This window comes from Salinibacterium sp. ZJ70 (assembly GCF_011751865.2).
Classification (GTDB): domain Bacteria; phylum Actinomycetota; class Actinomycetes; order Actinomycetales; family Microbacteriaceae; genus Homoserinibacter.
Genome location: NZ_CP061770.1, coordinates 1547476 through 1570902 on the forward strand (window position 1 = coordinate 1547476; position 23427 = coordinate 1570902).

20 protein-coding genes and 1 tRNA gene are annotated in these 23427 nt (G+C 68.8%); 8 read left to right on the plus strand and 13 right to left on the minus strand.

Annotation, left to right across the window (positions count from 1 at the left end):
- Window positions 1–76: 76 nt before the first annotated feature.
- A tRNA-Val gene (locus HCR12_RS07335) sits at window positions 77–152 on the plus strand.
- 262 nt (window positions 153–414) lie between these two features.
- Here HCR12_RS07335 and HCR12_RS07340 read toward each other — a convergent pair.
- From HCR12_RS07340 to zapE, 5 genes are all read right to left on the minus strand, one after another.
- Window positions 415–1212 (minus strand): ABC transporter permease subunit, encoded by a 798-nt coding sequence (locus tag HCR12_RS07340; protein WP_166864624.1) that lies wholly within the window; start codon window positions 1210–1212, stop codon window positions 415–417.
- The gene (locus HCR12_RS07345; RefSeq protein ID WP_224763313.1) at window positions 1205–2137 is read right to left on the minus strand and encodes an ABC transporter ATP-binding protein; all 933 of its coding nucleotides are present in this window, start codon (window positions 2135–2137) and stop codon (window positions 1205–1207) included. Before HCR12_RS07345 ends, HCR12_RS07340 begins: the two co-directional genes overlap by 8 nt.
- Window positions 2138–2241: 104 nt before the next feature.
- Window positions 2242–3339: a hypothetical protein gene (locus HCR12_RS07350; RefSeq protein WP_166864631.1), complete on the minus strand. Its 1098-nt coding sequence runs from the start codon at window positions 3337–3339 to the stop codon at window positions 2242–2244.
- Window positions 3340–3400: 61 nt separating this feature from the next.
- Window positions 3401–4606, minus strand: coding sequence for an ammonium transporter (locus tag HCR12_RS07355; protein WP_166864633.1), 1206 nt, complete (start codon window positions 4604–4606; stop codon window positions 3401–3403).
- Window positions 4607–4799: 193 nt separating this feature from the next.
- Window positions 4800–5765 carry a cell division protein ZapE gene (gene zapE / locus HCR12_RS07360; RefSeq protein ID WP_166864637.1) on the minus strand — a complete coding sequence of 322 codons (966 nt, stop codon included), beginning with the start codon at window positions 5763–5765 and terminating at the stop codon, window positions 4800–4802.
- A gap of 169 nt (window positions 5766–5934) precedes the next feature.
- On the opposite strand from zapE, the gene HCR12_RS07365 reads away from it, so the two are divergent.
- The 3 genes from HCR12_RS07365 to HCR12_RS07375 are packed head-to-tail and all read left to right on the plus strand — an operon-like array spanning window position 5935 to window position 8014.
- On the plus strand, window positions 5935–6834 hold the full coding sequence (locus HCR12_RS07365) for a sulfurtransferase (protein WP_166864641.1): 900 nt from the start codon (window positions 5935–5937) through the stop codon (window positions 6832–6834).
- Between the two features lie 29 nt (window positions 6835–6863).
- The gene (locus HCR12_RS07370) at window positions 6864–7298 is read left to right on the plus strand and encodes a SufE family protein (RefSeq protein WP_166864644.1); all 435 of its coding nucleotides are present in this window, start codon (window positions 6864–6866) and stop codon (window positions 7296–7298) included.
- Window positions 7295–8014 carry a dihydrofolate reductase family protein gene (locus HCR12_RS07375; protein ID WP_166864648.1) on the plus strand — a complete coding sequence of 240 codons (720 nt, stop codon included), beginning with the start codon at window positions 7295–7297 and terminating at the stop codon, window positions 8012–8014. Before HCR12_RS07370 ends, HCR12_RS07375 begins: the two co-directional genes overlap by 4 nt.
- A gap of 12 nt (window positions 8015–8026) precedes the next feature.
- Here HCR12_RS07375 and HCR12_RS07380 read toward each other — a convergent pair whose 3' ends face one another.
- Window positions 8027–9196 (minus strand): alpha/beta hydrolase family protein, encoded by a 1170-nt coding sequence (locus tag HCR12_RS07380; RefSeq protein WP_166864653.1) that lies wholly within the window; start codon window positions 9194–9196, stop codon window positions 8027–8029.
- A 67-nt stretch (window positions 9197–9263) separates the two neighbouring features.
- Here HCR12_RS07380 and HCR12_RS07385 point away from each other — a divergent pair, with 67 nt between their 5' ends.
- From HCR12_RS07385 to HCR12_RS07400, 4 genes are all read left to right on the plus strand, one after another.
- Window positions 9264–9860: a DUF3000 domain-containing protein gene (locus HCR12_RS07385; RefSeq protein ID WP_166864657.1), complete on the plus strand. Its 597-nt coding sequence runs from the start codon at window positions 9264–9266 to the stop codon at window positions 9858–9860.
- Window positions 9853–11082, plus strand: a complete 1230-nt coding sequence (locus HCR12_RS07390) for a ribonuclease D (RefSeq protein ID WP_224763315.1) — start codon at window positions 9853–9855, stop codon at window positions 11080–11082. Before HCR12_RS07385 ends, HCR12_RS07390 begins: the two co-directional genes overlap by 8 nt.
- 143 nt (window positions 11083–11225) lie before the next feature.
- Complete coding sequence (locus tag HCR12_RS07395; RefSeq protein WP_166867235.1) at window positions 11226–12401, plus strand: thiolase family protein; 1176 nt, start codon at window positions 11226–11228, stop codon at window positions 12399–12401.
- A gap of 2 nt (window positions 12402–12403) precedes the next feature.
- Window positions 12404–14560 carry a 3-hydroxyacyl-CoA dehydrogenase NAD-binding domain-containing protein gene (locus HCR12_RS07400; protein WP_191412319.1) on the plus strand — a complete coding sequence of 719 codons (2157 nt, stop codon included), beginning with the start codon at window positions 12404–12406 and terminating at the stop codon, window positions 14558–14560.
- A 52-nt stretch (window positions 14561–14612) separates the two neighbouring features.
- On the opposite strand, the gene HCR12_RS07405 is transcribed toward HCR12_RS07400, so the two are convergent.
- From HCR12_RS07405 to dut, 7 genes are all read right to left on the minus strand, one after another.
- Window positions 14613–14990 carry a VOC family protein gene (locus tag HCR12_RS07405; protein ID WP_166864663.1) on the minus strand — a complete coding sequence of 126 codons (378 nt, stop codon included), beginning with the start codon at window positions 14988–14990 and terminating at the stop codon, window positions 14613–14615.
- A 34-nt stretch (window positions 14991–15024) separates the two neighbouring features.
- Window positions 15025–16521 (minus strand): DHA2 family efflux MFS transporter permease subunit, encoded by a 1497-nt coding sequence (locus tag HCR12_RS07410; RefSeq protein WP_166864666.1) that lies wholly within the window; start codon window positions 16519–16521, stop codon window positions 15025–15027.
- A gap of 124 nt (window positions 16522–16645) precedes the next feature.
- A complete protein-coding gene (dxs, locus tag HCR12_RS07415; RefSeq protein WP_166864670.1) occupies window positions 16646–18592 on the minus strand; it encodes a 1-deoxy-D-xylulose-5-phosphate synthase in 1947 nt (648 codons plus the stop codon).
- A 36-nt stretch (window positions 18593–18628) separates the two neighbouring features.
- Window positions 18629–21466, minus strand: coding sequence for an aconitate hydratase (locus HCR12_RS07420; RefSeq protein WP_166864673.1), 2838 nt, complete (start codon window positions 21464–21466; stop codon window positions 18629–18631).
- 135 nt (window positions 21467–21601) lie between these two features.
- A complete protein-coding gene (locus tag HCR12_RS07425; RefSeq protein ID WP_166864676.1) occupies window positions 21602–22354 on the minus strand; it encodes a DUF3159 domain-containing protein in 753 nt (250 codons plus the stop codon).
- Window positions 22354–22974 (minus strand): DUF3710 domain-containing protein, encoded by a 621-nt coding sequence (locus tag HCR12_RS07430; RefSeq protein ID WP_166864679.1) that lies wholly within the window; start codon window positions 22972–22974, stop codon window positions 22354–22356. Before HCR12_RS07430 ends, HCR12_RS07425 begins: the two co-directional genes overlap by 1 nt.
- Window positions 22971–23423 carry a dUTP diphosphatase gene (gene dut / locus HCR12_RS07435; protein WP_166864682.1) on the minus strand — a complete coding sequence of 151 codons (453 nt, stop codon included), beginning with the start codon at window positions 23421–23423 and terminating at the stop codon, window positions 22971–22973. Before dut ends, HCR12_RS07430 begins: the two co-directional genes overlap by 4 nt.
- Window positions 23424–23427: the final 4 nt, after the last annotated feature.

Consider the following 23427-nt stretch of genomic DNA (forward strand, 5'->3'; position numbering starts at 1 on the left):
CCGAGTCGCACTCCGTGTCGCGGCGCGACGAAACGTGTCAGAAGGCCCCTCTCGGATGTGGCAAGATGGAGGCATTGGGCGATTGGCGCAGTTGGTAGCGCGCTTCCTTCACACGGAAGAGGTCATCAGTTCGAGTCTGGTATCGCCCACCATGAAACCCTCGGCCACGCCGGGGGTTTTCTCGTTTCCGGAGATCGGTCTCGCGGCCGCTGCTTCCCCACGATTCCCGACTTTTCGCGGATGTCGCCCCCGCACTGCTCGCGCTCCATGGGGCACCTAGGTGCCACATGCCCCGCGGATCCGCCTCCATCGGCCCGTGGACGCGAGAGTTCTCGAGATTCACCAGACTGCGGTCCCCCGTCTTCTGGGGACAGAGCCTGGCCGACTTCCGCTGACAGCGGCGCCTCCGCCGACCTACGTGATGTCGCGGCGCCTCAGAACGAGCGCGGCGCCCGCAACGAACAACAGCCCGAGGCCCCACACCTTCGCGAAACCGATACTGTTCCAGCCGTCGATCAGCGGCACCGGGTCATTGACCCACAGGTAGGGCGACCACGCACCGAGCCACTCGAGGTCCGCGGACTGCTTCGCGAGTGCCTGCATCACGTAGCCGATGGCGGCGATGAGCGCGCCACCGGTCGCGGCCAGGGAGCGGCGACCGGTGACCGCGCCGACCAGCAGCGCAACTGCGGCGCTGAGGTACGCGAGCCCGGTGGTACCGACCGCGGCGGCGAGCAGGTTGCCGGTTTCGATCTCGAGCTCGAACGGCTCGTCCAGCACCAGAATGACCGCGACCGTGATGGCGAGAAGCAGCACCAGCTTCACCAGCACGGTGAGCGCCGCCTCGAGCACCACCCGCACGCGACCCACCCCGTGGGCCAGGTCGAGCTCAAGCCGGCCCGACTCCCAGTCCCCGGCGATCAGTGACGAACCCCACGCGGTCGCGGCGACGACCAGGACCACGAAACCGACCAGCCCGAAGAAGGTGCTCTGCGTGTAGCCCGCACCGGTTGAGATCTGGTCGTAGCCGAGAGCCGCGATGAGCTCCGGGGGCAGGCTGTCGAGGATGCCCTGCAGCTCACGGGATCCCCCGATGCTCGGGTACAGGGGCAGATAGAGGACGAGCACCGCGACAACGCCGACGGCCCAGGCGATCAGTCCTCGCCACGACTCGCCGAGCGCGCGGGTGACGAGCGGCAGCAGGTTACGCATGGCGCCCATCCTGTCCGCCCTCGCCGTAGAGGTGCAGCACCGACTCCTCGAGGTCGGGCTCCTCGAGCGCGAGATCGCGGATCTCGAAGCGGGCCAGCGCCGCGACGAGCGGGCCGATCTCCCCATGGCTTGTGCCGGTGAGCCGCAGACCGACCGGATCCGGCTCGATCCGCAGCTGTGCGAGCGCGGTCTCCCGGCGGATCGCGGCCTCGGTCGACGCCCGATCGCTCGTGGCTATGCCGGCGTTGACCCGTCGGAGCGACCTGAGCCGCAGCGCATCGACATCTCCCGCGGCGATCACGCGACCTTCGCTCAGGACCGCGACCTCGTGCGCGGCGTTCTGCACCTCGCTCAGCACGTGAGAACTCAGGAGCACGGTCTGCCCCGCGGCGCACGCCTCCGCCAACATCCGGTGGAACTCGCGCTGCACGAGCGGGTCGAGGCCGCTCGTGGGCTCGTCGAGCACCAGCAGCTCGGGGCGGTGCATGAAAGCCTGCACGAGGCCGAGCTTCTGCTTGTTGCCCTTCGAGAGAGAGCCGATCCTGCGGTCGAGATCGAGACCCAGACGTTCCGCGAGCTGCTCGACGTAGCGGTCGTCCACGCGCCCCGAGACCCCGGCGTAGAAGCGCAGCAGGCGGCGACCCGTGCTGTGCCCGCGCAGGCGAAGGTCGCCGGGCAGGTAGCCGATTCGTGTGCGCATCCGGGCCCCGCCCTGAAGGGGCGACTCGCCGAGCACTCGCACCTCCCCCGCGCTGGGCCGCAGCAGGTCGAGCAGGATCTTCAGCGTGGTGCTCTTGCCCGAACCGTTCGGGCCGATGAGCCCGAACACCGTGCCCGGTCGCACGGTGAGCTCCACCCCGCGCAGCGCCTCGAACGAGCCGAACGATTTCCGCAGACCCGTCGCGTACACGGTCGCGGCGTTCACCAGTGTGCCCTCATGCGGCCAATGTAGGTGCCGTGTCGGCGTTGACGCCAGACCCGCCCGGGGTTCGCTCATTCCCGAGGGCGTTTTCGAGCGCCTGCGGTCGCTCAGGCACGCCGGGCGGCGAAACGCGCGATCCCCGCCGCTCCCCCGGCGACGACAGCGGATGCCGCCGCCACGAGGACGAAGAGCGCCGCAGGCGGAACGACAGCGGCGAGACGACCCGAGAACACGAATCCGGTGGTTTCCCCGACCACAGCGGGCGCCATGAGCCCGACAGCGGCGACAGCCAGCGCGCCGATCGCCCCGCGACGAGCGGACACCGTCCCCGTGCGGGTGCCGAGGATCCCCGCGCCCACCGCTCCACCGAGGACGCCCGTCAGAAGTGCGGAAGCGGGTGAGAGGCTCGCGGCGCCCGCGAGCACGGCGATGAAACCCGACCCGAGCCCGCCGAGGAGCGTCCGAGGCTGTCGCGGGTCGACGCCCCGCCCCACCAGCACGGCACCCCAGGCGAACAGTCCTCCGAGCGGCGCGAGGAAGGCAGAGGTCGCGATGTGCACCATGTACTCATCGATGACGCCCTCGAGACTCACCAGCCAGACCGCTGAGCTCAGCCACATGAGCCCCGCGACGGCGGCGATCCGGGTCCACGCGAGGGACGCGCCCGATGGCACCCCCGGGGGGCTGGCTGCGTCGCGACCGATGGCGAGCACCCCCACGAGCGTTGCCGCGGCCGTCGAGACCACGACGGCGAGCACGCCTCCGAAGTCCTCCGCGCCGCAGTCTGCGAGTCCGCACGCCGATGCGATGAACGGCGGCGCGAGCACCGCGAAGGGGAACGCGACCACGGCCCATCCCATGACCACAGACCACACTTCCGCGCGGCGTGCGCCTGCGGTCTCCAGCACCGAGCCGACCACGAGCGCAAGCGGTCCGACCGAGACCGACAGCGCGAGCAGGAAGTCCGGGGATTCGAGATCGAGAAGCACCCCCAGCGTGCACGCGACGGACGACGCGACCCCCGCAGCGAGGACGGCGCGCATCGCGAGTTCACGACGTCGCTGCCGCGGGCTGAGGGCGATGCCCGCGCCTGCGACGACGACGCACGCGAGCGCCGAGACGAGAACCAGGGCAGACACGATGCCTTTCGAGGGTGCGACGAGCTCGGAATACAGGGCCGCCGGGCGGCCGGTGAGCACAACCATACGGGGCGCCGCCTCCGAAGAGACGACGCCCCGTGTGTGGCTGTCGAGCGGGACGACCCGGTCAATCGATCAGGGCGTAGCCCTCCTCGCCGTGAACGACCGTGTCGACACCGGCGAGCTCGTCCTCGCTCTTGATGCGGAAGCCGATGGTCTTCTCGATCGCGAAGCCGACGATCCACGCGACAGCGAAGGAGTAGATCGCGACGGCGAGAGCCGGGACGAGCTGCGAGACCAGCTGACCGGCGTCGCCGCCGACGAAGAGGCCCGTTCCGATGGCGAAGAAACCGAGGTAGAGCGTTCCGATGAGACCGCCCACGAGGTGGATGCCCACCACGTCGAGCGAGTCGTCGAAGCCGAGCTTGAACTTGAGTTCGATCGCGAGAGCGCACACCGCACCGGCGATGAGACCGAGGAGGAGGGCCCAGCCGGGTTCGAGGTTGGCGCACGACGGGGTGATCGCGACGAGACCGGCGACGGCACCGGAGCCGGCGCCCACCGAGGTGGGCTTGCCGTCCTTGACCTTCTCGACGACCAGCCAGCCGAGGATCGCCGCAGCAGTCGCACCCAGCGTGTTGATGACGATGAGGCCGACGCCCTCGAGGTTGTTGAGCCATTCCGCTCCGGCATTGAATCCGAACCAGCCGAACCAGAGGATTGCGGCACCCAGGAGCGTCAGCGGCACGTTGTGGGGCTTCTGGATGCCCTTCTGGAAGCCGATGCGCTTTCCGAGGACGAGTGCCAGCGCGAGAGCGGCAGCACCGGCGTTGATGTGCACGACGGTGCCACCTGCGTAGTCGATGACGGCGGGGAGACCCGTGAGCTCCGACCAGCTGTAGAGCCAGCCGCCACCCCACACCCACGCCGCGACCGGGAAGTACACGAGAGTCGCGAAGATGCCGGCGAAGATCAGCCACGAACCGAACTTGGCGCGGTCGGCGATCGCACCCGAGATGAGCGCGACGGTGATGATCGCGAAGGTCGCACCGTAGGTCGCGCCGATGAGGGTCTCGTTGTCGTAGCCGCCCGCGAACGCGAAGTTCGCGAACGGGTTGCCGGCGAAGTCGAAGGGTCCCGTGGTGGCCGACATGCTCGAGCCGTAGAGGATCCAGAGGACGCTCACGAGGCCGAGGGAGCCGAAGCTCATCATCATCATGCTGACGACGCTCTTCGCCTTGACGAGACCGCCATAGAAGAACGCGACGCCGGGCGTCATCAACAGCACGAGCGCTGTGGCCGTGATGGCCCAGGCGTAGTTGCCGCTTTCCATATCAGTGTTACCTCTCTCGTTGCCTCGGGCGGTGACACCGACTGTGGTGGAGTCGGCGGCCCTCGGGTACCGGCCCAGTTTGAGAGAGGCAGATTTCCGTTCGACGCGCGCCGCGTTTCGGAGAAGTTACGACGAAACCTCGAGCGTAAACATCAGATTTCGGGGAGCTTCGCAGCCGCCGCCGAAACGCTGATCAGCTGCTCAGCGCGATCAGCCGAGAGATGGCGCGCAGGTACTTCTTGCGGTATCCGCCCGCGAGCATGTCCACGCCGAAGACGTCATCGAGCGGCACACCGGATGCGAACACGCGCACCTGCTCGTCGTAGAGGCGGTCGACGAACGCGACGAAGCGCAGAGCATCCGCCTGATCCGTGAGGGTGCGCACGCCACGCAGACCGATGCCGGCGAGCCCGTCGACGATGCGGACGTAGCGAGACGGGTGCACGCGCGAAAGGTGCTTGAGGAGCGCGTCGAAGTCGTCGATCGTCGTCGCCCCGCCGAGCGCCGCGAGCGCGCCGGGGATCTCGGCATCGGGCGTGACGGCGGCGTGCCCTTCGACGTCGCGGCGGCGATAGTCGTGTCCGTCGATGCGCATGATGTCGAATCGATCGGAGAGCGCCTGGATCTCGCGCAGGAAGTCGACTGCGGCGAAGCGGCCCTCACCGAGGGCGTTCGGCGGGGTGTTGGACGTCGCCGCGATGCGCGTGCCCCCTGCCGCGAGCTCTCCGAGGAGCCGGGTCATCATCATCGTGTCGCCCGGATCGTCGAGCTCGAACTCGTCGATCGCCACGAACGAGGCACCCTTCATGAGAGCCACTGCCTGCGCGTAGCCGAGCGCGCCGACGAGCGCCGTGTACTCGATGAAGGTGCCGAAGTACTTGCGGCCGGGCGCGAGCTGCCAGAGAGCTGCGAGAAGGTGGGTCTTGCCGACGCCGAAACCGCCGTCGAGGTAGACGCCGGGCTTCGCCTCGGGCGACTTCCGACGCCCGAAGAAGCCACGCCCGCCTCCGCCTCCGCGCATGACCTCCGCGAACTCGCGCATCCGCGCGACAGCCTCGCCCTGCGACGGGAAGTCCGGGTCAGGGCGGTAGCTGTCGAGCGTCGCGCCCTCGAACTGGCGCGGCGGCACCAGAGACGCGGCCAATTCGGCGCCGCTCATCTCGGGATTCCGGTTGAGGAGAGATGCTGCGTTCTGCGTCAAAGCGGGCTTCCGTGGGAGAAAGGAGAGGGGGCAGGCGTGTGTCGAACTCTTACAGTGCGTCAGCGCACCGCCGAGGTGACGCCTACCCTGGACGTGGAGCAAGCCTAGCCCTCAAGGAGACCACCGCATGGCCGTCGCATCTGACCCGAATCCCGCCTTCGCCGAGTTCGCGCACCCCGAGCGCCTCGTGAGCACCGAATGGCTCGCCGAGCACCTGGGCGAGCCCGGACTCGTGGTGGTGGAATCCGACGAAGACGTGCTGCTGTACGAGACCGGCCACATCGAGGGTGCCGTCAAGATCGACTGGCACACCGACCTCAACGACCCGGTGGAGCGCGACTACCTCGACGGCGAGGGCTTCGCGAAGCTCCTGGGTTCGAAGGGCATCAGCCGCGACGACACGGTCGTCATCTACGGCGACAAGAACAACTGGTGGGCTGCGTACGCCCTCTGGGTGTTCACGCTGTTCGGCCACGAGGACGTGCGACTTCTCGACGGCGGCCGCGCGAAGTGGGAGGCCGAGGGCCGCCCCTACACGACCGAGGTCCCCGTGCGCGAGGCCGTCGAGTACCCCGTCGTCGAGCGCGACGACGCCACGGTGCGCGCCTTCAAGGAGGACGTGCTCGCCCACCTCGGCAACCCGCTCATCGACGTGCGCTCCCCCGAGGAGTACGTGGGCGAGCGCACCACCGCGCCCGCCTACCCCGAGGAGGGCACCCTCCGCGCTGGTCACATCCCGAGCGCCCAGAGCGTGCCGTGGGGCAAGGCCGTCGCCGAGAACGGCACCTTCAAGACCAAGTCCGAGCTCGACGCGATCTACCGCGACGGCGCGGGCCTCCAGGATGGCGACTCCGTCATCGCGTACTGCCGCATCGGCGAGCGATCGAGCCACACCTGGTTCGTGCTCACCCACCTGCTCGGCTTCGAGGGCGTGCGCAACTACGACGGATCGTGGACCGAGTGGGGCAGCGCCGTGCGTGTGCCGATCGTCCGCGGCACCGAGCCCGGCGAGGTGCCTGCCCGCTGACGCCCATGGCGTTCGCGTACGGTGAGGATATGACCGAGGCACTACCCGAGAAGCTCGTCGAGATCCGCGAGGACTTCCTCGCCCTCACGCAGCAGGAGCGACTGCAGCTGCTTCTGGAGTTCGCCAACGAGCTCCCGGAGCTACCGCAGCGATTCGCCGATCACCCGGACCTGCTGGAGCGCGTCGAGGAGTGCCAGTCGCCGGTGTTCATCTTCGTCGAGATCGATGATGACCGGATCGTCCACCTGCACGCGACGGCGCCGAAGGAGGCCCCGACGACGCGCGGCTTCGCGTCGATCCTCGTGCAGGGTCTCGCGGGCCTCACGGTCGAGCAGGTGCTCGCAGTGCCCTCCGACTACCCGCTCACGATCGGACTCACCGAAGCGGTGAGCCCGCTGCGGATCCGCGGAATGTCGGGGCTGCTCGGGCGCACGCAGCGTCAGGTGCGGGAACGCACCGCGTGATCCTCACGCCCGTGCTTCCGCGCCCGGGTGCGCCTCTCGAGGTCGGTGCGCCCGAGACGCGCGAGGTGCTCCGCGAGCTCTACCGGCGCGCGCCGGGCGCCCCGGGTGTGCGGGTCAACATCATCACGAGTGTCGACGGCAGCGTGCAGGGGGCCGACGGCACATCCGAGTCCCTCTCGAATCGCGCCGACCGCGCCATCCTGGGTGCGATCCGCGCCGAGAGCGATGTCGTCCTCGTGGGCGCGGCGACGATCCGCACCGAGGGGTATCTGCTGCCGCGCACGGCGCGACTCGCGATCGTCGCGTCGGGAGATCTGAGCGGAGCCCGCGTCGGCGACGAGCACGATCCCGCGAAGATCCTCATCCTCGCGCCCGAGTCGGCGCGCGATCGCGTGCACGCCACACTCGCCGCTCCGCACACCTTCGTCGAGGTGCGCGCGGATGCCCACGATCGCGTCGACCTGCGCGCCGCGCTGGACGCACTGCGCCTGCACGGTGCCGAATCGGTGGTCTGCGAGGGCGGCCCTCAGCTCATCGGCCAGCTCATGGACGCCGACCTCGTGGGCGAGCTGTGCATCTCGACGAGTCCGACGTGGATGAGCGGAGGCGCGCCGCTGCTCGCCGCCGGAGCCCGCCGCGGAGCTCCCCTGCAGCTCGCGAGCCTCCTGACCGACGACGCCGGCGGAATCTACGCGCGCTGGATCCTGTCCGCCTGACGCGCCTGCCGGTCAGCCGCGGGAGATCCATTCCCGGATGGTGCCCTCCCAGCGGTCGCGGTCGAAGTTCCAGAGCTTCGTGTGGCGGGCGATGTGGAACTGCTCGAAGGTCACGATGTCAGGACGAGCGAGCGCGAGGGCGCGCGAGGCCGTGGCAGGCACGAAGCCGTCATCGACGCTGTGCAGGATGAGGATCGGACGGTCGAGCTCTGCCGCCCGCGCGACGAAGTCCATGCGGCCGAGGTCGAGCGGCTCGGTGAGTCCTGTGACGATTCGCCCCCACCGCGACCGGATGAGGCGGTAGGCGCCCCACCGCACCGGCCCGGGAAGGCGTCGAAGGCGCGCCTGGAAGTCGAGCGTCGTGATCCAGTCGACGACGGGCGACTCGAGAATCACACCCGTGACGAGCGCCGCTCGCGGGGAGCGGGTGAGCGCCTGCAGCACGATCGCGCCGCCCATCGACCAGCCCATGAGCACGATCTCCCGGGCACCGCGCGAGACCGCGTAGGCCATGGCCGCGTCGACGTCCACCCACTCGAGCTGCCCGAGGGCGTAGCGGTACTCTGGGCTGCGCGGTGCGTCGCCGTCGTTGCGGTAGGAGATCAGAAGCGAGTGGTAGCCCGCATCCCGCAGCGGCGTGACGGCACGCAGCACCTCGGAACGCGACGCACCGCGCCCATGCACGTTGATGACCCAGCGATCGCTCTCGCCCTCCGCGGGGACGAACCAGGCGGGTGCCGGCCCGAGCGGCGTCGGCACGCTCACGTTCTCGTACGGAACCTCGAGCGAGCGCGGAGTGAGCCAGAACCAGCCATTGAAGCGTCCGCGTGTCGCATTCTCGATGTCGCCGAAGTCGACGCTGAGCAGCCGGCGCGTCACTCCCGACCGCGATACGGACAGGATCTCCCCCACGCGGGCGTGCCCGCGGTCACCCGAGAACCAGAAGCTGTACTCACCGCTCACACAGGAGTCGGGGGTGGGCGAGAGCGTGATCTCCCCCGCCTCGACGTTGACCCCCAGAATGCGGATGTCGTACTCCCGGCGCGAGGGCGGGATGACGACCGTGCGGGCCACGAGTGCGCTCAGCACGGCGATCACGGCGGCGACGACCGTCCCGACCCCGAGGAGGCTCCAGAGGAGCGAACCGGCTCTCCGTCCGGCGCGCTGTCGGCGATCCTGCATGTCGTCCTCCGATCATGCGACGGCGTGGCACCGTCGCACCCCTCTGTGAGAATCCTAGGCTTCCCCCGTGACCACCACTGAGTCCGCTCCCGACCTGCCGCAGCCGTTCCGGCTCGCGGCGGAGTCTCTGCGCTCGGCGACCCCCCGCGACGAGATGGCCGTCATCGAGATCCCCTCCCCATCTGGGCTGGCCCCGTTCTCCGTCGCCCTCGCCGGCGACGTGCGTCCGACGACCCACGGCATCGACTCCCTGCTCGGCACAGGGCGCTTCATCCTCCTGTACGACCCCGAAGAGCCGGATGCGTGGGGCGGGCCGTTCCGGATCGTCGCGTACGCGCAGGCCCCTCTCGAGACCGAGATCGGCGTCGACCCCTTCATCGCCGAGGTGACATGGTCCTGGCTCATCGACGCGCTCGATGCGCACGGAGCCGCATACACGGAGCCCTCAGGTACGGCGACGAAGATCCTCTCGACGGGCTTCGGCGAACTCGCGGAGAACGGCGACGCCGCGCAGCTCGAGCTGCGCGCATCCTGGTCGCCGTCGGACGCCGAGATCGGAGCGCATGTCGAGGCATGGTGCGACCTGCTCTGCATGCTCGCTGGCCTTCCGCCGAGCTCCGACGCCATCTCCCTGCTCCCTCATCAACGGAAACCACGTGACTGACGCACCGAATCCGACCGCCGATTCCTCGCACGACGAGGTCGACGTGATCGACACTCCTGAGGAGTTCGCGGCCGCCGTCGCGGCCCTCGCCGCCGGCCACGGCCCCTTCGCGGTCGACGCCGAACGCGCCTCCGGCTTCCGCTATTCCCAGCGCGCCTACCTCATCCAGGTGTTCCGCCGCGGAGCTGGCGCGTTCCTGTTCGACCCGCCCGCCATCGGCGACTTCTCACCGCTCGCCGAGATCATGCGCGGCGAGGAGTGGATCCTGCACGCCGCGAGCCAGGATCTCGCGTGCCTGCGCGAAGTCGGGCTCGACCCCGAGACCGTGTTCGACACCGAGCTGGGCGCGCGTCTGGCGGGACTGCCCCGCGTCGGGCTCGCGACGGTGGCGGAGGAGCTCCTCGGGATCCACCTCGCGAAAGCGCACTCGGCGGCCGACTGGTCGACGCGTCCGCTGCCGCAGGGGTGGCTCGTGTACGCCGCACTCGACGTGGAGCTGCTGCCGGACCTGCGCGACAGGGTCGCCGAGCTTCTCGAGGCGAGCGGCAAGACCGAGATCGCACGCCAGGAGTTCGCCGCGGTGCTCGAGAAGACGACCCCGGTGCGCCAGGAGCCGTGGCGCCGCATGTCCGGGCTGCATTCGCTTCGCACCCCGAGGCAGCTCGCGATCGCGCGTGCCCTGTGGACGGCACGCGACGACTTCGCGCGCGAGACCGACACCGCACCCGGACGGCTCATCCCCGACCAGTCGCTCGTCGCCGCCGTCAAGGCGGGGCCGACGTCCAAGCGAGAGCTGTCGGCTGTGAAGGAGTTCACCGGCAGGGCGAGCCGCCGCGAGATCGACCGATGGTGGGCCGCCTTCGAAGCCGGAATGGCCGACCCCACCCCGCCCTCGATGCGTGGCACCGGCGACGGCATCCCCGCGCCGCGCGTGTGGGCGGACAAGAACCCGGCAGCCGATCGGCGCCTCAAGCTCGCGCGCGCCGCCGTCACCGCTCGCGCCGAAGAGCTGCAGCTGCCCGTCGAGAATCTGCTCACCCCTGACACGCTGCGTCGTGTCGCCTGGGCTCCCCCGGCGGAGCTCACCCGGGAGACGATCTCCGACGCTCTCACAGGGCTCGGCGCCCGCGCCTGGCAGGCAGACGAAGTCGCCGAGCTCATCGCGGCGGCGTTTGTCGAGGCGCTCCAAGGGGATGCGCAGGAGCCCGCGGAGGCTTCGTAGGAATCCCTGCAACGATTCGGGCGCGTCTTGGAGAGTCTGCATAGGATCAAGGCAACCCCGATGCGTGCTTCCGTGCGCGCATCTGACCCCAACCGCAAGGAGGCATCGTGGCCCAAACACCTTCGGCTCTTCGATCAGACGTCGTGTTCGTGGATGGGGTTCGCACCCCCTTCGGTCGCGCCGGTGAGAAGGGTCAGTATTGGAACACCCGTGCCGACGACCTCATCGTCAAGGCGATGATCGGCCTCCTCGAGCGCAACCCCAACCTGCCCAAGGACCGCGTGGATGACGTCGCGATCGCCGCGACCACGCAGGAGGGCGACCAGGGCCTCACTCTCGGCCGCACCGCCGCGATCCTGGCCGGTCTGCCGACGACCGTCCCCGGCTACGCCCTCGACCGCATGTGCGCGGGCGCCATGACGACCGTCACGACGATCGCGGGTGCGATCGCGTTCGGCGCCTACGACATCGGCATCGCTGGCGGTGTCGAGCACATGGGTCGCCACCCGATGGGCTTCAACGCCGACCCGAACCCGCGCTTCCTCGCGGAGAAGCTCGTCTCGCCCGACTCGCTCAACATGGGCAACACGGCCGAGCGTCTGCACGACCGCTTCCCGCAGCTCACGAAGGAGCGCAGCGACCGCTTCGCCCTCGGCAGCCAGCAGAAGCTCGCCGCCGCCTACGCCGCGGGCAAGATCCAGCCCGACCTCATCCCCGTCGCGATCAAGAGCGAGAGCGGATGGGGCCTCGCAACCCAGGACGAGGGCATGCGCCCCGAGACGACGCTCGAGGGCCTCGCGGGCCTCAAGACCCCGTTCCGTCCGCACGGACGCGTCACCGCCGGCAACGCGTCGCCGCTCACCGACGGCGCCACCGTGTCGCTCATCGCGAGCGAGGCCGCCGCGCGCGACCTCAACCTGCCCGTCAAGATGCGCATGGTGTCGTTCGCATTCGCGGGTGTCGAGCCGGAGGTCATGGGCCTCGGACCCGTCCCCTCGACCGAGAAGGCGCTGCGCAAGGCAGGCCTCACGATCGACGACATCGGGCTGTTCGAGCTCAACGAGGCGTTCGCTGTTCAGGTGCTCTCGTTCCTCGACCACTTCGGGATCGATGACGAGGACTCGCGGGTGAACCCGTGGGGCGGCGCGATCGCGATGGGCCACCCGCTCGCATCCTCCGGCGTGCGACTCATGATCCAGCTCGCCCGCCAGTTCGAGGAGCGCCCCGACGTGCGCTACGGCCTCACGGCGATGTGCGTCGGCCTCGGCCAGGGCGGCACGGTCATCTGGGAGAACCCGCACTACAAGGGAAAGAAGTGAGAATGAGCAGCCTGCCCGACTACAGCGGATCCGACTTCTCCAAGCTCGTCGCACTCGACCCGGATGAGGTGATCACGCACTCGTACGTGCGCGACATCTCCCTGCCGAGCGGCAAGGTGCTCGCGCTCATCACGCTCGACAACGGCCGTGATCACACGCGCCCGAACACCCTCGGACCCGCCACGCTCACCGAGCTCGGCGAGCGTCTCGACGAGCTCGCCGCACGCGGCAAGGCCGGCGAGATCCAGGCTGTGGCGATCACCGGCAAGCCGTTCATTCTGGCCGCTGGCGCCGACCTGTCGCGCGTGGGTGAGATCCAGGACTACGAGACGGGTGTGCTCATGGCGCAGCTCGGTCACCAGACGCTCGGGAAGCTGGGCGAGCTCGGTGTGCCGTCGTTCGCGTTCATCAACGGCCTCGCCCTCGGTGGCGGCGTCGAGATCGCGCTCAACGCCGACTACCGCACGATCGATTCGTCGATCCCCGCGCTGGCGCTTCCCGAGGTGTTCCTCGGCCTCATCCCCGGATGGGGTGGCGCGTGGCTCCTGCCGAACCTCATCGGGATCGAGAACGCCCTCGAGGTGATCATCTCGAACCCGCTGAAGAACAACCGCATGCTCAAGGGCCCGCAGGCGTTCGAGCTCGGGATCGCGGATGCGATGTTCGGTCCGGCGAACTTCCTCGAGAACTCGCTCGCCTGGGCGGACAGCGTGCTCACCGGCAAGACCAAGGTCAAGCGCAAGAACGAGCCGGGGAAACTGGAGCGTCTCGCCAAGTGGGACATCGCGATCGGCATCGCAGAGAAGACCCTCAAGAGCCGCATCGGCGAGGTCGCGAAGAGCCCGTACAAGGCCCTCGAGCTGCTGAAGGCCGCCAAGAACACCGACAAGAAGACGGGCTTCCTCGCCGAGGACGCTGCTCTCGCGGAGCTCATCGCCGGCGACCAGTTCCGCGCATCGATCTACGCGTTCAACCTCGTCCAGAAGCGCGCGAAGCGCCCCGCGGGCGCGCCCGACAAGGAGCTCGCACAGAAGGTCACGAAGGTCGGCGTCATCGGCGCGGGCCTCATGGCCAGCCAGTTCGCGCTTCTGTTCGTGCGCCGCCTGCAGGTGCCTGTGGTCATCACCGACCTCGATCAGGCGCGCGTCGACAAGGGGCTCGAGTACATCCGCGGCGAGATCGACGAGCTGCTCGGCAAGGGACGCATCGACTCGGATGAGGCCAACCGCCTCAAGGCGCTCGTCTCGGGCACCACCGACAAGGCCGACTTCGCCGACTGCGACTGGGTCATCGAGGCGGTCTTCGAGGAGCTGGGCGTCAAGCAGGACGTCTTCGCCGATGTCGAGCAGTACATCTCCCCCGAGGCGATCCTCGCGACCAACACGTCGTCGCTCTCGGTCGAGCAGATCGGCGCGAAGCTCACGCACCCCGAGCGCGTCGTCGGCTTCCACTTCTTCAACCCGGTCGCGGTCATGCCGCTCATCGAGGTCGTGAAGACGCCGAAGACCACCGACGCCGCGCTCGCAACAGCGATGGCGACGGCTGCGAAGCTGAAGAAGACCGCCGTCATCACGACCGACAGCCCTGGCTTCGTCGTGAACCGCGTTCTCGCGAAGGTGCTGGGCGAGGCGATGCACGCCGTCGAGCAGGGCGCCTCGTTCGAGGACGTCGTCGAGGCTGCGCGTCCGTTCGGCCTGCCGATGGATCCGTTCGCGCTGCTCGACCTCGTGGGCCTCAAGGTCGGCGCGCACGTGCTCGACACGCACCACACGGCGTTCCCGGAGCGCTTCTTCGACAGCCCCGCGCTTCACGAGCTCGCCGAGTACGGCGCGATCTTCGAGAAGGACGCGAAGGGCAAGATCAAGGGCTACGACAAGAAGGCGCTCGAGATCGTCCGGAAGCACCGTCCGGCGGACGCCGTGGCGCTCACGCCCGCGCAGCTGCGTGAACGCCTGCAGGTCGGTCTGGCGGACGAGATCCACCGCATGCTCGAGGAGAAGGTCGTCGCAGGTCCCGAGGACATCGACCTGTGCATGATCATGGGTGCCGGCTGGCCGTTCCAGATGGGCGGCGCGACCCCGTACCTCGACCGTGAGGGTGCGAGCGAGAAGGCCTTCGGCGGCACGTTCCACAACCCGCCCATCCGCGGCGTCGCATAGTCGCCCGCTGTGCGCCTCGAGGGCCGTCCGTCGCACCAGCGACCGGCGGCCCTCAGTCGTTCTCGGTGATGCTCCATCCGGGTGCGTCGATCACGCAGAAGCGGTTGCCCTCCGGGTCTTCCATGATGATGTAGTCGGCGTCGTCCGGACGCCCGTCCCAGTGCACTTCGCGGGCACCGAGGCCCGTGAGCCTCTCCACCTCCGCCAGCTGATCGTCGGCGTAGAGGTCGAGGTGGATCCGCGGGGGCAGCATCCGCGGCGAGGGGACGGCATCGAGCGAGACGCTGACCCCCCGACCTTCGCGCGGCTCCAGGATCACGAAGTCGTCCTCCGAGGGACTCCGACTGACGTAGTCGAGCGCGCGTTCCCAGAACGCACGCTGCGTGCCGAGATCCGTGACGCGGATGACGATCGAGCCGATGCCCAGCATGCCGGGAGGATACTCCTCCCCCCGGCCAACCGGCTCAGTGTCCTGCCGGTCCGTGTCCTGCCGGGGCATCCTTCGGGGCGCGCACGAAGAAGCTCAGGGCGACCACGGCGAGCGAGATGAAGGCGCCCGCCATGAAGGCGGTGTGCACGCCTTCGGCGATCTGCGCAGGAGTCGCCGTCGCGACGTTCTCGCCGCCCGCGCCGAGGATGCCGACCGCGAGCAGGGCGATGTAGAGCGCGGTGCCTGCCGCACCCGCAACCTGCTGGAACGTCGAGACGGTCGCACTGCCGTGCGAGTACAGGCGGCGCTCCAACGATCCGAGACCGGTCGAGAACAGCGGTGTGAACAGGAAGGCGAGGCCGAGGCTCATCGCGATGTGGCACGCGAGCACGACCCCCAGCGGCGTCGACGGGCCGAAGAGCATCGCCATGGCCCAGAGCGACCCGCTCAGGATGATCGACCCCGGCACGAGAAGGGGAGTCGGCCCGACGCGATCGTACAGACGGCCGACGATCGGCCCGAGAAGCCCCGAGATCAGTCCGCCCGGCAGAAGCAGCAGCCCGATGACGACGGGCGGGTGACCGAGCGCGTTCTGCAGATACTGCGGGAGCAGGATGACGGTCCCGAACAGCGACATCATCGCGACCGCGAGCATGATGAGGGCCGCGGTGAACTGCGGCGAGCGGAACGTGCGCAGGTCGAGGAAGGCACGGTCGTCCTTCTGCAGGCGCAGCTGGCGCAGCACGAAGAAGCTGAGCGCGACGACGCCGACGACGATCGGAATCCACGGGGGCATGAGTGTGCTCTCGCCGGCGGACTCGCCGAGGCTCGAGAGGCCGTATACGACGCCGCTGAACCCGAGAGCCGAGAGGATCACCGAGAGCACGTCGATGGGGACGCGACGCGTTTCCGAGACGTTGGGCACGCTGAGCGCGCCGATGATGAGCATGGCACCGGCGAGAGGCAGCATCACCCAGAACAGCCCGCGCCACGACAGCACGGTGAGGAGCACACCCGAGACGGCAGGGCCGAGTGCGGGTGCCATCGACATGACGATCGCGATGCGACCCATGATGCGCCCACGGCTCGTCGCAGGCACGATCTCGAGGACCGTGGTCATCATGAGCGGCATCATGACGGCCGTGCCGGATGCCTGCACGACGCGCCCGATCACGAGCACGGAGAACGTGGGGCCGATGGCCGCGATGAAGGTGCCCGTCACGAAGAGCGCGAGCGCCGCCACGAAGAGGGTGCGCGTCGAGAAGCGCTGCAGCAGCCATCCGGTCGTGGGGATCACGACGGCCATGGTCAGCGCGAACGCGGTCGTCAGCCACTGGCCCGTCGAGGCAGACACCCCGAGGTCGGTCATGATGTCGGGGATCGCAACGCTCATGAGCGTCTCGTTGAGGAACGTCACGAACGTCGCCGCGAGCAGCAGCACGAGCGCCCGGCGCGCGTTCGCGTCGAGGCGATCCGGGCCGGCTGGCGCCGCGGTTCCCGCTGTCGCAGGCGTCTGAGTCGTCTCGGTCACGTATCCTCCGTGGTGATCCTGCGGGCGCTCAAGGCGCGGACGGGCAGACCGTCGAGGCTACTCCGGCGGGACCGAGAGCGGGCTGAGAACGGCCACCGTCACTGCAACCGCCGACGGACAGCCGCTATTCCCGCGGGGCGTGGAACTGTTCCGAGTCGACCACTTCGGCCGGCAGCGGCCGGGCGACGGGGATGCGGGTGCCGAGCACCTGCGCCACGATGTCGCGCGCGATGCGCTGCTCGGTGAGGCCGGCGTCGGCGAGGATCTCGTCGCGGGTCGCATGGTCGATGAACGCGTCGGGAAGCCCCAGCTCGTCCACTGCGGTGTCGACACCTGCCGCACGCAGGTCCTGGCGGATGCGGGTTCCCACTCCCCCGACCCGAATGCCGTCCTCGATCGAGACGACGAGTCGGTGGTCGCGCGCGAACTCGACGATGCTCGAGGGCACCGGGATCACCCAGCGCGGGTCGACGACGGTCGCGCCGATCCCCTGGTCGGCGAGACGATCCGCGACCTTCAGAGCCATGCCGGCCATCGGGCCGACGGCGACGATGAGGACGTCGCGATGGGGCGCCTCACGGAGCACATCGACACCATCCGCGGTGCGTCGGACGGCGTCGAACTCGTTGCCGACGGAGCCCTTCGAGAAGCGCAGCACGGTGGGCCCGTCTTCGACGGCGACCGCCTCAGCGAGCTCTTCGCGCAGACGAGTGGCGTCACGCGGGGCGGCGATCCGGATGCCGGGCACCACCTGCATGATCGCGAGATCCCACATTCCGTGGTGACTGGGGCCGTCGGGACCGGTGACCCCCGCGCGATCGAGCACGAAGGTGACACCGGCCTTGTGCAGCGCGACGTCCATGAGCACCTGGTCGAACGCGCGGTTGATGAAGGTCGCGTAGACGGCGACCACGGGGTGCAGTCCTCCGAATGCGAGTCCGGCTGCGCTCGTCGCGGCGTGCTGCTCGGCGATGCCGACGTCGAGCACGCGCTCGGGATAGCGTTCGGCGAACTTGTGCAGGCCCGTGGGGCGCAGCATCGCCGCGGTGATGCCTACGAGCTTCGGGTTGCGGTCGGCGAGAGCGACGACCTCGTCGGCGAACACCGACGTCCACGAGGGACGGCTCGAGGACTCGAGCGGCTCCCCCGTCTCGGGGTCGATCTGCCCGACCGCGTGGAACTGGTCGGCGACGTCGGCGATCGCGGGCTGGTAGCCGCGGCCCTTCTGCGTCATCACGTGAACGATGACGGGAGCGCCGAAGTCCTTCGCCTGCCGGAGGGCCTCTTCCACCGCCACAAGATCGTGGCCGTCGATCGGGCCCAGGTACTTGATGTCGAGGTTGGAGTACAGCGCGTCGGTGTTGGAGAACCGCGACAGGAATCCGTGGATCGCACCTCGCGTGCCGCGGTAGAACGCGCGCCCCGGCTTGCCGAGGCGGTTGAAGAATGCGCGACTGGTCGCATAGAGCGAGCGGTAGGCCCGGCGCGTGCGCACGTTGTTGAGGAAGCGCGCCATGCCGCCGATCGTGGGCGCGTAGGAGCGGCCGTTGTCGTTGACGATGAGCACGAGGCGACGGGAGTTGTCGTCGCTGATGTTGTTGAGCGCCTCCCACGTCATGCCGCCCGTGAGGGCGCCGTCGCCGACGACGGCAACGACCGTGCGGTCATCCTGGCCCGTCATCTCGAACGCGCGGGAGATGCCGTCAGCCCAGCTGAGGGAGCTTGAGGCGTGCGAGCTCTCGACGATGTCGTGCACCGATTCGGACCGCTGCGGGTAGCCGGCGAGGCCGCCGCGGCTGCGGAGGTCGGTGAAGTCCTTGCGACCCGTGAGGATCTTGTGCACGTAGCTCTGGTGCCCCGTGTCGAAGACGATCGCGTCCTTCGGGGACTCGAATACGCGGTGGATGGCGAGCGTCAGCTCGACCACCCCGAGATTGGGCCCCAGGTGGCCGCCGGTCTTCGAAACCTCGCGAACAAGGAACTCTCGGATCTCGGCGGCCAGCTGGGTGAGGTCGTCGCGGCTCAGACGATCTAGGTCACGGGGTCCATCGATCGAATCAAGTACAGCCATACTCGGAGCCTAAGCCCGCTCTCTTTGGTTCTGCTGTCAGACGAGGCTGCGCAGCACGTACTGCAGGATGCCGCCGTTGCGGTAGTAGTCGGCTTCACCGGGGGTGTCGATGCGGACGACCGCGTCGAACTCGATCGTCTGCTTGCCCTCGGGCGAGAACTCGCTCGGCTCGGCGGTCACGCGCACGGTCTTCGGGGTGACGCCCTCGTTGAGCTTCTCGAGGCCCGTGATCGAGACGATCTCGGTGCCGTCGAGGCCCAGCGATTCCCAGCTCTCGCCCGCGGGGAACTGCAGCGGAACGACGCCCATGCCGATGAGGTTCGAGCGGTGGATGCGCTCGAAGCTCTCGGTGATGACAGCCTTGACGCCGAGGAGGCTCGTGCCCTTCGCCGCCCAGTCGCGCGACGATCCGGAGCCGTACTCCTTGCCGCCGAAGATGACGAGCGGGGTTCCCTCTGCCTGGTAGTTCATGCACGCGTCGTAGATGAACGACTGCGGGCCGCCCTCCTGCGTGAAGTCGCGCGTGAATCCGCCCTCGACGACCGCACCGTCGTTGACGGCGCTCACGAGGAGGTTCTTGAGGCGGATGTTGGCGAACGTTCCGCGGATCATGACCTCGTGGTTGCCGCGACGCGAGCCGTAGGAGTTGTAGTCCTTCCGGTCGACGCCGTGCTCCTCGAGGTACTGCGCGGCAGGGGTGCCCGGCTTGATGTTGCCGGCGGGGCTGATGTGGTCGGTCGTGACCGAGTCGCCGAGGGTCGCCATGACGCGCGCGCCGGTGATGTCGGAGACGGGCGTGAGCTCCATCGACATTCCGTCGAAGTAGGGAGCCTTGCGCACGTAGGTCGACTTCTCGTCCCACTCGAAGATCGGGCCGGTCGGGGTCGGCAGGCTCGTCCAGCGCTCGTCGCCGTCGAAGACGGTGGCGTACTGCTTGATGAACTGCTCACGCGAGATCGAGGAGTCGATGATCTCCTGGACCTCTTCGGCCGAGGGCCAGATGTCCTTGAGGAACACGTCGTTGCCGTCCGCGTCCGTTCCGAGCGCGTCGACCTCGAAGTCGAAGTTCATCGACCCGGCGAGAGCGTAGGCCACGACGAGGGGCGGCGACGCGAGGTAGTTCATCTTGACGTCGGGGCTGATGCGACCCTCGAAGTTGCGGTTGCCCGAGAGCACCGCGGTGACGGCGAGGTCGTGCGAGTTGATCGCCTCGGAGACCTCTTCGATGAGCGGTCCCGAGTTGCCGATGCAGATGGTGCAGCCGTAGCCGACGGTGTAGAAGCCGACAGCCTCGAGCGCCTTGTCGAGTCCGGACTTCTCGTAGTAGTCGGTGACGACCTTCGAGCCCGGGCCGAGCGTGGTCTTGACCCACGGCTTGCGCTTGAGGCCCTTCTCGACCGCCTTCTGGGCGAGGAGGCCCGCGGCGATCATGACCGACGGGTTCGAGGTGTTGGTGCACGAGGTGATGGCAGCGAGGGTCACCGCGCCGTTGTCGAGCACGTACTGCTCGCCCTCGGGGGTGGTGACGGGAACGGGCTTCGACCACTCGGCTGCGGGCGCGCCCGAGTTGATGTGCACGTCGCGGGTGTCTTCGTCCTCCTGGCCGGGCACGGGGCCGGGGTCGGACGCCGGGAAGGAGTGCTTGCCCTCGAGGTCGACGATGTCGTGACTCGTGGAGGGGTTCGCGTAGTTGAGGATGTCCTTCGCGAACTGCGACTTCGACTCCGAGAGGAGGATGCGGTCCTGCGGACGCTTCGGGCCGGCGATCGACGGCACGACGGTCGAGAGGTCGAGCTCCATGAACTCGCTGAAGGCGAGCTCACGCGACGGGTCGTGCCAGAGCTTCTGCTCCTTGGCGTACGCCTCGACGAGGGCGACGGTCTGCTCGTCGCGGCCGGTGAGGCGCAGGTAGTCGAGCGTGACGTCGTCGATGGGGAACATCGCGGCCGTCGAGCCGAACTCGGGGCTCATGTTTCCGATGGTTGCGCGGTTCGCGAGCGGAACCTGGGCGACGCCCTCTCCGTAGAACTCGACGAACTTGCCGACGACGCCGTGCTTGCGGAGCATGTCGGTGATCGTGAGGACGACGTCGGTCGCGGTGACGCCGGCGGGGATCTCGCCGGTGAGCTTGAAGCCGACGACGCGCGGGATGAGCATCGAGACGGGCTGGCCGAGCATGGCGGCCTCGGCCTCGATGCCGCCGACGCCCCAGCCGAGCACGCCGAGGCCGTTGACCATGGTCGTGTGCGAGTCGGTGCCGACGCAGGTGTCGGGGTAGGCGCGGAGCACGCCGTCGACGGTGCGGTCGTAGACGACCTTCGCGAGGTGCTCGATGTTGACCTGGTGGACGATGCCGGTTCCCGGGGGGACGACCTTGAAGTCCTGGAACGCGGTCTGGCCCCAGCGAAGGAACTGGTAGCGCTCGCCGTTGCGCTCGTACTCGATCTCGACGTTGCGCTCGAGGGCGTTCTCGGTGCCGAAGAGGTCGGCGATGACCGAGTGGTCGATGACCATCTCGGCGGGCGAGAGCGGGTTGATCTTGTCGGGGTCGCCGCCGAGAGCGGTGACCGCCTCGCGCATCGTCGCGAGGTCGACGATGCAGGGGACGCCGGTGAAGTCCTGCATGACGACGCGCGCCGGCGAGAACTGGATCTCGGTGTTGGGCTCAGCCGTGGGGTCCCACGAGCCGAGCGCCTCGATCTGCGCCTTGGTGACGTTCGCACCATCCTCGGTGCGGAGAAGGTTCTCGAGCAGCACCTTGAGGCTGAACGGGAGCTTCTCGTATCCGGGGACCGTGTCCACCCGGAAGATCTCGTAGTCGGTTCCCCCGACGTTCAGGGTGTCCTTTGCGGAAAAGCTGTTGATGCTCGACACTGTCGTCTCCCTCGTGCGTGTCCGGATGCGCTCGCGGCAATCCTGACGGCCGACGCGGGCGCAGTTCCAGCAAGGCAAGCCTAAGCCCGCTCGCTCCGATGCGCCCGTATCGAATTATCTTGACGTCGAGATACTCTACGCGTCTTCCGGCTGATCCGCCGCACGGCTCGCCGTCCAGGCGCTGCGAACAAGAAGCCACGTCACCCACAGCAGGATCGCGTAGAGCGGCACGCCCATGATGAGCTTCGTGGCCGCCAGCCCCTGCGCGTTCTCGGCGAGGTACAGCGGAAGCTGCACGATGAGCCGGAGCGCGGGCAGCGCAGCCCAGAGGATCGTCGCCACCAGGGCGACCTTGCGCTTGGCGGCATCGGCGCGCCAATCGTCGTCACCGGTGAGCAGCCCAGCGACCACGCCGATGAGCGGGCGACGGACCGCGATGCTCACGAGCATCACCGCGACCATGATCGCGTTGATGCTGAGGCCGACGACGAAGTTGTCCTCCGCGCGCCCCGTCGTGAGAGCGAGGCCGGCGGAGATGCCGATGCCGATCGCACCCGCGATGGCGGGGATCACGGGCTGACGCTGCACCGCGCGGACGGCGATGAACAGCACCGCGATCACGATCGGCGCGACGACCGACGGCACGACCTCCTGCGTGAACGTGTAGACGATCAGGAAGAGAAAGCCCGGCAGGATCGACTCCACGAGCCCGCGCGCGCCGCCGATGGCGCCGAGAAGCGCGGATGCCGTGGGCGCCTGCCCCGGCGTCACATGTCCGAGACCGGAACGCCGGGCTGCGGCCGCGAAGACCTCGCTGAGCGATGGCTCAGCGGGGGTCTCGTGGGATGCGGCGTCGCGGGGCTCTGCGTCGTCAGGCACCCCGGCCATCACGCAGAGGTGCCGGGGTTCGAGCCCTGCACGTTCGCGGGCACGTGCAGCGGGATCAGGTCGCGCGGAGGCATGGGCGTCGTACCGCGCACGACCACGATGCTGCGGAACAGATCCTCGATGGCCGTTGCCGCCTCGGCATCCGTCGCGGCCTTGCCGCTGATGACGCCGCGCAGGAACCAGCGAGGCCCGTCGACGCCGATGAATCGCACCGCGCGCACGCCGGGAGCATTGCCTGCGGGCGCCGGGATCTCGGCGCGGAGCTCGGGTCCGAACGGCCCGTCGACCGTCTGCGTGCGGCCGCCCTGGCGCGAGATCTGCTCGATGATCTGCTCGCGGATCTCGTTCCACAGGCCGCTCGAACGTGGCGCCGCGAACGGCTGCACCTGCAGGGTCGACTCGGCATAGTCGAGGGCGACGGCGACCACGCGCTTGCTGCCCTCCTCGATCTCCAGGCGCAGACCGAGCTCCGGACGCGGAAGGATCTTCACGCCGCCGAGGTCGACGTAGGGACGGACGGGGTTGGCCTCCTCCACATCGAGGGGCCCTTCCGTTGCGCGGTCCGCGGGAGCGGACTTCGGCTGATCGAGCGGGGCGTCGTCGAGGGGTGCGTCAGTCATTCGGGTCCTCCAGGGGTCGAGTAGCCCGTCGAGCCGAAGCCGCCCTCTCCACGATGGGAGCCGGGCAGACGGTCGACGGGGATGAAGCGCGCACGCGCGACGGGCATCACGATGAGCTGGGCGATGCGGTCGCCTGCTCGGATCGCGTAGCTCTCGCGTGCGTCGGTGTTGAGCAGCGTCACCCGAATCTCGCCGCGGTAGCCCGCGTCGACTGTTCCAGGGCTGTTCACGATCGTGATGCCGTGCTTCGTGGCGAGACCGCTGCGCGGCACCACGAAGGCGGCGTATCCGTCAGGCAGAGCGATCGACACGCCCGTTCCCACGAGCGCCCGCTCTCCGGGCGCGAGCACGAGATCCTCGGTCGACACCAGGTCTGCCCCGGCATCGCCTGGGTGGGCGTAGCGGGGTTCTGCGTCGCCGTGGAACAGCACCTCGACGGTCTCAGTCACTCCA

Excerpts from the sequence above, each read along its gene's own strand:
- HCR12_RS07340 (WP_166864624.1), bottom strand. The coding sequence starts at position 1,212 with ATGCGTAACCTGCTGCCGCTCGTCACCCGCGCGCTCGGCGAGTCGTGG.
- HCR12_RS07350 (WP_166864631.1), bottom strand. The coding sequence starts at position 3,339 with ATGGTTGTGCTCACCGGCCGCCCGGCGGCCCTGTATTCCGAGCTCGTC.
- HCR12_RS07355 (WP_166864633.1), bottom strand. The coding sequence starts at position 4,606 with ATGGAAAGCGGCAACTACGCCTGGGCCATCACGGCCACAGCGCTCGTG.
- zapE (WP_166864637.1), bottom strand. The coding sequence starts at position 5,765 with ATGAGCGGCGCCGAATTGGCCGCGTCTCTGGTGCCGCCGCGCCAGTTC.
- HCR12_RS07365 (WP_166864641.1), top strand. The coding sequence starts at position 5,935 with ATGGCCGTCGCATCTGACCCGAATCCCGCCTTCGCCGAGTTCGCGCAC.
- HCR12_RS07370 (WP_166864644.1), top strand. The coding sequence starts at position 6,864 with ATGACCGAGGCACTACCCGAGAAGCTCGTCGAGATCCGCGAGGACTTC.
- HCR12_RS07380 (WP_166864653.1), bottom strand. The coding sequence starts at position 9,196 with ATGCAGGATCGCCGACAGCGCGCCGGACGGAGAGCCGGTTCGCTCCTC.
- HCR12_RS07400 (WP_191412319.1), top strand. The coding sequence starts at position 12,404 with ATGAGCAGCCTGCCCGACTACAGCGGATCCGACTTCTCCAAGCTCGTC.
- HCR12_RS07405 (WP_166864663.1), bottom strand. The coding sequence starts at position 14,990 with ATGCTGGGCATCGGCTCGATCGTCATCCGCGTCACGGATCTCGGCACG.
- dxs (WP_166864670.1), bottom strand. The coding sequence starts at position 18,592 with ATGGCTGTACTTGATTCGATCGATGGACCCCGTGACCTAGATCGTCTG.
- HCR12_RS07425 (WP_166864676.1), bottom strand. The coding sequence starts at position 22,354 with ATGGCCGGGGTGCCTGACGACGCAGAGCCCCGCGACGCCGCATCCCAC.
- HCR12_RS07430 (WP_166864679.1), bottom strand. The coding sequence starts at position 22,974 with ATGACTGACGCACCCCTCGACGACGCCCCGCTCGATCAGCCGAAGTCC.